Source organism: Acinetobacter sp. YH01018 (assembly GCF_013420295.1).
In the GTDB taxonomy this organism is placed as follows: Bacteria; Pseudomonadota; Gammaproteobacteria; order Pseudomonadales; family Moraxellaceae; genus Acinetobacter.
The window spans coordinates 1-6946 of the sequence record NZ_VOYL01000079.1 but is presented as its reverse complement, the minus strand read 5'-3'; the positions used below and the strand labels follow the sequence as shown (position 1 = coordinate 6946).

The window sequence follows — 6946 nt, the reverse complement described above, 5'->3', positions numbered from 1 at the left end:
TTCCACTTTAGATATTTGTTTAAGATGAGATGTAACTCATTGAAATGTGTCATCATATTCGTCGTCAGAAAACAAGTATTATGCCATTATTTCAATGAGTTATCTTTTTTTGTCGTGTACAAAGAATACTGAGTTTGGCCAAAAGTGGCGTACCTACATTAGAGCAAATGCTGAAGTTAAACTATATCGTTATCAAAAAGCACAACAGGAAGGTAAATTCCCCTTGTTGCATACACGCTTTGGGGAGTATTTCTTTCTCATTTTTTTGATTATATTGTTTGTTTTAATGTATTCATTAATCACACCATTTGAAAATTCAAGACGTGGTAATTTCTTTATTCAGACGTGGTGGCCAATTAATGCGGTCATTATAGGGGTGTTATATTCGGGATGGTTTTGGCTGTATGTTCGTTTATTCGCGGTGAAAGCTATTATGACACAATATAGGGGGTTGATTCGATGTGAACAAGCTAAACGCAATCGTAATAATACTATTGAAAAATGCTGAAATTGACCTAATCTAAAGATATAAACCGAATTAAACTGAGAATAGATTTTTTATGTTATTTCACAACCCCAAATTACCCGCTGAAATCCGTATCAACCATTTAAACGCACGTGTAAATGAACAACGAAAAAAAATTGCACAAGCGACTGCATCTAAATTGGAACAACTGCATCTTGCCCAACAGCTTTCAAAAGAAGTGCGTTTACGTAAAAAGAATAATCAAAAAATTTATGTGCTTGACTTCAAAGGTGACACAGCAGCCTCTGCCGTAGAAAACTTGCGTGAAGAAATTACCCTGATTTTAGCCACTGCAAAAGCAGGGCGTGACCGTGTTGTGGTACGTCTGGAAAGCCCGGGCGGTATGGTGCACGGCTATGGTCTGGCAGCTGCCCAGCTGGTGCGTTTGCGCGATGCCGGTTTTAACCTGACGATCTGTGTCGATAAAGTCGCAGCCAGTGGTGGCTATATGATGGCCTGTATTGCCAATGAAATTGTATCTGCACCATTTGCCGTGGTCGGTTCCATTGGTGTGGTTGCACAGGTACCAAACTTTAACCGTCTGCTGAAAGAAAAGCACATCGACTTTGAACTTTATACCGCAGGTCAGTTTAAACGTACCGTAACCATGTTTGGTGAAAATACCGCTGAAGGTAAAGCCAAATTTGAACAAGAGTTACAGCAGACGCATGAGCTGTTTAAGCACTTTGTTGAAAAGTATCGTCCGCAGTTGAATGTTGAAAAAGTGGCAACTGGTGAGCACTGGTATGGAAAAGATGCGCTTGAATTGAATCTGGTAGATAAGCTGCAAACTTCAGATGAATATTTACTTGCTTTATTGCCACAACATGAAGTCTTTGTGATTGAAACTCGACGTAAACCGACACTGGGTGAAAAGCTGGGTCTACAAGCGGCGCAAATAGCTGACGGTCTAGTCCCTGTAGTGATGAATAAAGTGATGGAATCATTGAGTAAAGCCAATGCAAATTTGCTACAAATGCGTGACCCTAAACTTTAATTGAAAGCTGTTTGCTGATTTTAAAATTGCGCTCTGATGAGCGCAATTTTTTTGACTGACTGTAGCCCTTAATATCCGATTCAATTTGATCCCCCCTTATGAGGAAATTAAAATAAATGAGCACAGGTTTTTTATGCTTTAGCGTAGAACCACTTCTGCAACGGATTTACTGATCCGGTTTCAGTATATTGGGAGTAAATAGTATTCTGCTTGAAAAATGGCTGACAAAGTAGAGCTGGGGGAGGCTGAAGCTGACTCATGGTTCCCTGTTTGCCTGAATGCTATCCTTGGACGTGTGGTCACTTTCTGGTTGCGGTATTTTAGCTAAGCTTTTATAACATAAATCAAGAAGGCCATAGCCTGCAGCGCCGACTGTTGCAAGCAGCATATCTTTATGTGCATCCCACATATCTCCCTGTTGCCCATTATAATTTTCTGCTTCCTCCGGTGATAAACCAATGGCAATCAGCCATTCAAGCCATTCATAAATTAAGCTGGTGGCCATGATAAATTGCACGACTAATAAAAATAGCGTGAAGGGTTTGGCCTCAGGCAGCCATACATGAAACAGCCGTAGTAACACTGGGTAGAGCAGTACACCACAGGCAAGATGCACCAGACGGTCATACATATTGCGTGACCAGCCCATCGATTGATTAAGGTCAAAATTGAACAGCTGAATTAGCCATTCGTTATAGGGAACATAGGAATAGAGGTAATGTGCACCGATAATATGGATCAGTAAAAAAATGAGATAGAGCACAAAACTATAAAAACTCATGCCAATTTTTTTTTGGGTAAACAATAGCAGCACCAGCATAAACACGGTACCGGCTTGATGCAGTAGATATGCTTCAAATTCTAAAGGATGGATACTGGCGATGATTACCGCAATAGTGAGTACTGCAAGAGCAACCCAGTGTTTGATATTCAATTGATGTTCAATCATTATTTCTTGTATTGGCAAAGTTTTATAGGAAGTGCTGAAATTTCATCAATGGCTTATGTGGTTACAAACATAGATGAATTATCAACAGATTCTATTCTAATAAAAAAGCGAAGCCGAAGCTTCGCTTTTTAGATTTATTTCGAATTAAATTTTAGAAATTAAATCCTTAATCTGTTTCGCTTGAGTTGAAGCATTACCTGTATAAGTTGCAGGAGTCATTTCAGCCAGACGGGCACGGTCAGCAGCAGGAACGGCTTCCAGCTCGTTACCATTTACGAAGTTCACCATCATGTCGCGAGTCATGGCCTGACCACGAGTCAGGGCTTTTAATTTCTCGTATGGTTTTTCAACTGCATAACGACGCATTACCGTTTGAATTGGTTCAGCAAGCACTTCTTGAGCATGGTCAAGATCTTCCAGAATACGCTGTGCATTCAATTCAAGTTTGCCAATACCTTTAGAGCAAGCTTCGAATGCGATCAAGCTTTGCGCAAAACCAACCCCCATGTTACGAAGCACAGTAGAGTCAGTTAAGTCACGTTGCCAGCGAGAGATTGGAAGTTTTTCGCCCAAGTGTGCAAGAACTGCATTGGCAATACCCAGGTTACCTTCAGAGTTTTCGAAGTCGATCGGGTTGACTTTGTGCGGCATGGTTGAAGAACCCACTTCGCCTTCTTTCAAACGTTGTTTGAAGAAACCAAGCGAGATATAACCCCATATGTCACGGTTAAAGTCGATCAAAATCGTGTTGAAACGACGTAACGCATCAAAAAGTTCCGCCATGTAGTCATGTGGTTCGATTTGAGTAGTGTACGGGTTAAACTGTAAACCTAAAGATTCAACAAATGCTTGTGAATGAGCAGGCCAGTTGATTTCAGGGTAAGCAGAGTAGTGCGCGTTGTAGTTACCTACAGCACCATTGATTTTGCCCAATAATTCAACTTGTTTGAATTGCTTGATTTGACGTGCCAAACGGTAAGCCACGTTCGCCATTTCTTTACCCAAAGTGGTCGGGCTTGCAGTTTGACCATGGGTACGAGACAACATTGGTTGTTCAGCATGAGTTTCAGCCAAAGCAACGATTGAATCGATAATTTGTTGCATTGCAGCAACTAAAACTTCACGACCATTTTTAAGCATTAACGCATGAGACAAGTTGTTGATATCTTCAGAAGTACAGGCAAAGTGAATGAATTCACCGGCATTTTTCAATTCTTCGATATCAGCAATCTGTTCTTTCAGGAAATACTCAACTGCTTTAACGTCATGGTTTGTGGTACGTTCAATTTCTTTAATGCGGTTGGCATTTTCTTCAGAGAAGTTGGCAACAATTGCATCAAGCGCAGCATTGGTTTCTGCACTGAAAGCAGGAACTTCAGTGATTTCAGGACGGTTTGCAAGCGCTTGTAACCAGCGTACTTCAACAGTCACACGAGCGTGGATTAAACCAAACTCAGAGAGGAAAGGGCGCAAAGCATCACATTTGCTAGCGTAGCGTCCATCTAATGGAGAAAGTGCGGTTAAAGCGTTCATAGCGATTCCTTAAACTTTGGAATTAAACGTAAAGCGAATAATAAAAATTCGTTCATGATCAGGTTAAACCACCTGATACTGTAAACGGGCAAGATCTTGAATATCCTGGAGCAGCTTGCGCTTGCTAAAAATCATGCCCCATGAGCTGCCACCTAACTGACGCCATAAGTGTGCCAGTTGCAGGCCAGTAAACAGGGAAGCGCGAATTCGGTTGGTATGGGCACTATCTTTAAATGCTTCGGCATTACCCTTGACCATAATGCGGGGATTAATTTGTCCCGCAGTGTCTATATAGGTTTGGGCAAGGTTGGCAATAATGCTGGGATGTAAATAGTTATTATCGAAAAAAGACAGCTGTTTTAGAATTTTTTGTTGTGATTGTTCGATAATTTCAACAAACTTGGGATTGCTATAGACTTTTTTCTCTAACTGTAACAACGCCATGGCATAACTCATTGGTAATTTGGCGTTGGAAAATTTCGGTAAACGTGATTTAGGAGAAGGATTAAAAGGTTGGGTAATGCTGCTTTCTAATGTTTTTAAGCCAAGGGAAATATCGGCCAGTTGATTAAAGAAGTCTAGGGTTTGACAGGATTCATTGGAAGTAGGACGGATATTCAGGCTGGCTTTAATCAGTTGTTCTAAATAGAAGCTGCCATTTTCACCAATACTGTGTTGTCCTGACATGGCTGTCATATGGGTCAGCTGTGTCGACTGGAACACAGCTGCCAACGCCAAAGCACGGTTCTGACGTACATTCAAAGTCCGAGGCTGTTGAAAGGGTAACTCAGCCATGCCTATCGCTTCCTTTTTAAATAAAATCAGGTTTTGGTGCATTGGTATGATGAATCACACCGCCACCTAAACAAACTTCATCTGCGTAGAACACTACACTTTGTCCTGGAGTCACCGCACGTTGCGGTTCGTCAAATTCAACACGTACGCCATTTGGCATATCGGTATCTTGATAAATGACACAAGCCTGATCCGGCTGGCGATAACGGGTTTTAGCCGTACAGCGGAAACCTGTTACTGGAATATCCTGCTCACCCGCGACCCAGTCAATCGCTTCACTCCAAAGTATAGTACTTTGCATTAGTGGATGCTCATGACCCTGACCAATAACAAGGCGATTGTTTTCAATATCTTTATAAAGCACAAACCAGGCGCCTTCGGCTTCGCCTTTCAGACCACCTAAGCCGATACCGCCACGTTGACCGAGCGTATAGTACATTAAGCCGTGATGTTCACCAACCTCTTTGCCGGTATCCAGTAAAATTTTTCCGGGTTGGGCTGGAAGATATTGTTTTAAAAAGTCATTAAAACGGCGTTCACCAATAAAGCAGATTCCGGTGGAGTCTTTTTTCTTGGCGGTTGCCAGACCCAGTTCTTCAGCAATTTTACGCACTTGTGGCTTTTCAATTTCACCGACAGGGAACAAAGTCTTGTTAATTTCACGGCCATGTACGGCATGCAGGAAATAAGTCTGGTCTTTGTTTTGGTCAAATCCGCGTAATAAAGGTGCATATTCTTCACCACGCGAGTTGGTCATGGTTTCACCACGACGGCAGTAATGACCTGTGGCAATAAAGTCTGCACCCAAGTTCACGGCGTGATCTAAAAAGGCACGAAATTTGATTTCTTTATTACATAAAATATCCGGGTTTGGGGTGCGACCAGCCGCATATTCTGCCAGGAAGTGCTCAAACACACGATCCCAATATTCCATGGCAAAATTGGCGGTATGCAGTTTGATGCCAATTTTGTCACACACTGCTTGCGCATCGGCAAGGTCTTCCATCGCCGTACAGTATTCCGTGCCGTCATCTTCTTCCCAGTTTTTCATGAAAAGACCTTCAACCTGATAACCTTGTTGAAGAAGAAGTGCTGCAGACACAGATGAATCTACACCACCAGACATACCGACGATGACACGTTGTTGCATAGGATTAGGCATCCAAAGTTGTAAATAGGGGAGAATTTTGGTGCTCATAAACGAGCGATAAAGGATATTTTTGACCGGATAAGGCATCTTTGACGGCTTTAATCACCAAGGGACTACGTGCGCGTGCAGATTCTTCCAGTTCGTCCAATGTCATCCAGACGGCACCCACGATTCCAGTATCCAGTTTTGCATCTGTATGATGATGCAGATCTGTGGCTAAAAAGCAAAAACGGAAATAGGTACGGTCAGGGAACATTGGCGGAGTATAGGTATATATGCCAAGCAGGTCTGTAATTTCTACATCATGCCCGGTTTCTTCCATGGTTTCACGAATGGCTGCTTGTATGAGCGTTTCGCCACATTCGACATGACCTGCAGGCTGGTTAAATACGGTATGCGTTACACCTTGAGTATGTTCTTCAACAAACAGGAATTTTCCATTTTTTTCAATAACAGTAGCGACGGTAACGTGGGCAGTCCAAGCGGTCATAGAAAAGCACCATGGGATAAAAGGGGTATTCTACAAAATTTAGTGCTCTGTGGCTATGCTGATCTGAATTGAAACTTCAGTTGGTTAATTGATTTTAAATTTAGCTGCTAGTTCTTGTACTTTCTTAAGTAAGAATAAATTGCGTGATTTATTTTGAATTAAAGCCAGATATTCATTTCGAGCTTTGTCCAGTTATCCATATTCTGCATAAGTAATTAATTTAGCAAAAGGAATGCCTAAAATTATTTTGTTATTATCAAGAAAATAAATAAGTTTTTGTTTAGAATTGGTTTTTTTAAAAAAAAGATAAATATTACCATCTAAATTTTCGACTATTTCATTACTCAAGTCATTAAAATGTGTATTTTCATTTAAGCTATAAGTTGACAAAAACAACTAAACATGCGAAAAGACATTTTTGGTTAAACGATGTTTGCACATGCCACGGATTGTTACCGTCCCACTCAGCTTAGAACAGCGTGCACAACTAATTCTCCTGACCAAGC

General features: G+C 41.4%; 6 protein-coding genes. 1 reads left to right on the top strand and 5 read right to left on the bottom strand.

The window, feature by feature from the left end; translation table 11 throughout:
- The first annotated feature begins 560 nt into the window (after positions 1 to 560).
- Positions 561 to 1523 (top strand): protease SohB, encoded by a 963-nt coding sequence (sohB, locus tag FTT83_RS15140; RefSeq protein ID WP_180176822.1) that lies wholly within the window; start codon positions 561 to 563, stop codon positions 1521 to 1523.
- Between the two features lie 256 nt (positions 1524 to 1779).
- On the opposite strand, the gene FTT83_RS15135 is transcribed toward sohB, so the two are convergent.
- The 5 genes from FTT83_RS15135 to FTT83_RS15115 all read right to left on the bottom strand — a co-directional run bounded on the left by FTT83_RS15135 (position 1780) and on the right by FTT83_RS15115 (position 6440).
- Complete coding sequence (locus FTT83_RS15135; protein ID WP_166167003.1) at positions 1780 to 2472, bottom strand: DUF2238 domain-containing protein; 693 nt, start codon at positions 2470 to 2472, stop codon at positions 1780 to 1782.
- 144 nt (positions 2473 to 2616) lie between these two features.
- Positions 2617 to 4005, bottom strand: a complete 1389-nt coding sequence (purB, locus tag FTT83_RS15130; protein WP_180176821.1) for an adenylosuccinate lyase — start codon at positions 4003 to 4005, stop codon at positions 2617 to 2619.
- Positions 4006 to 4068: 63 nt separating this feature from the next.
- The gene (gene hflD, locus FTT83_RS15125; protein ID WP_086195683.1) at positions 4069 to 4800 is read right to left on the bottom strand and encodes a high frequency lysogenization protein HflD; all 732 of its coding nucleotides are present in this window, start codon (positions 4798 to 4800) and stop codon (positions 4069 to 4071) included.
- Between the two features lie 16 nt (positions 4801 to 4816).
- Entirely contained in the window at positions 4817 to 5950 is a 1134-nt protein-coding gene (gene mnmA / locus FTT83_RS15120) for a tRNA 2-thiouridine(34) synthase MnmA (protein WP_180176820.1), read from the bottom strand.
- 4 nt (positions 5951 to 5954) lie between these two features.
- On the bottom strand, positions 5955 to 6440 hold the full coding sequence (locus FTT83_RS15115; protein WP_180176819.1) for an NUDIX hydrolase: 486 nt from the start codon (positions 6438 to 6440) through the stop codon (positions 5955 to 5957).
- Between the last annotated feature and the right edge of the window lie 506 nt (positions 6441 to 6946).

Bases quoted from the DNA above. Each gene is read 5' to 3' on its own strand.
- FTT83_RS15135 (WP_166167003.1), bottom strand. From the start codon at position 2,472: ATGATTGAACATCAATTGAATATCAAACACTGGGTTGCTCTTGCAGTA.
- FTT83_RS15115 (WP_180176819.1), bottom strand. From the start codon at position 6,440: ATGACCGCTTGGACTGCCCACGTTACCGTCGCTACTGTTATTGAAAAA.
- mnmA (WP_180176820.1), bottom strand. From the start codon at position 5,950: ATGCAACAACGTGTCATCGTCGGTATGTCTGGTGGTGTAGATTCATCT.
- purB (WP_180176821.1), bottom strand. From the start codon at position 4,005: ATGAACGCTTTAACCGCACTTTCTCCATTAGATGGACGCTACGCTAGC.
- hflD (WP_086195683.1), bottom strand. From the start codon at position 4,800: ATGGCTGAGTTACCCTTTCAACAGCCTCGGACTTTGAATGTACGTCAG.
- sohB (WP_180176822.1), top strand. From the start codon at position 561: ATGTTATTTCACAACCCCAAATTACCCGCTGAAATCCGTATCAACCAT.